General features: G+C 75.1%; 1 pseudogene. It reads right to left on the bottom strand.

What is annotated here, in order from left to right:
* Positions 1 to 380: 380 nt before the first annotated feature.
* A pseudogene (locus KUM32_RS42420) lies at positions 381 to 676 on the bottom strand (MFS transporter); the annotation flags it as partial.

Raw genomic sequence — 676 nt, forward strand, 5'->3', positions numbered from 1 at the left:
GCGCCTACACGCTTCAACGCCCCGCGCCCCCGGCGCCTACACGCTCCGACACCCCGCGCAACCACGCGGGGCGCCCCCACACCACCCTCGCCCCCACCTCCCCACACCGTCACCGGCGCCCCGCGCCCGCCACGTACGCCCACCGCCCGGGACCGGCCGCCGCCAGCACCCGAGCACCCGAGCACCCGCCGGCGGCGCTTCGCCGGTCCGGGCTGTTCCGTTCCGCATACGCCGCGGGGCCCCCGCTGTCGGACACTGTCGCCAAACGTGTCCAACGGCGGGGGCCCCGCGCCTGGCTGCCGCGCATCGGGCGCGGCAGCCGCTGTCCATCCACTCCCACCCGAGCGCCTCGCTCGGCGCCGGTAGGGCGGTGAGTTGGGTCAGTGGGCCATCACCGGCACCGGAACGTCGTCCTCCGCGCCATCGCCGGTGGCGGCGGCACCGTGGCCACTCTGCGGCCCGGTGTTGACGAACGTGAAGGCGATCGCCGAGGCCACGAGGAGGATGACGACGGCCCAGGTGATGGCGGTCGTGTACCCCTCGACGAGGGCCGTGAGCTGCAGGCTCTTGGCCGACGTGGCGCCCTGCGCGTGGTCCTTGAAGTACTCGGTCGTGGCGCTGGCCGCGATCGTGTTGAGCAGCGCGGTGCCGATGGCGCCGCCGACCTGCTGCGAGG

The sequence above is a fragment of the Streptomyces sp. AC627_RSS907 genome (assembly GCF_019049165.1).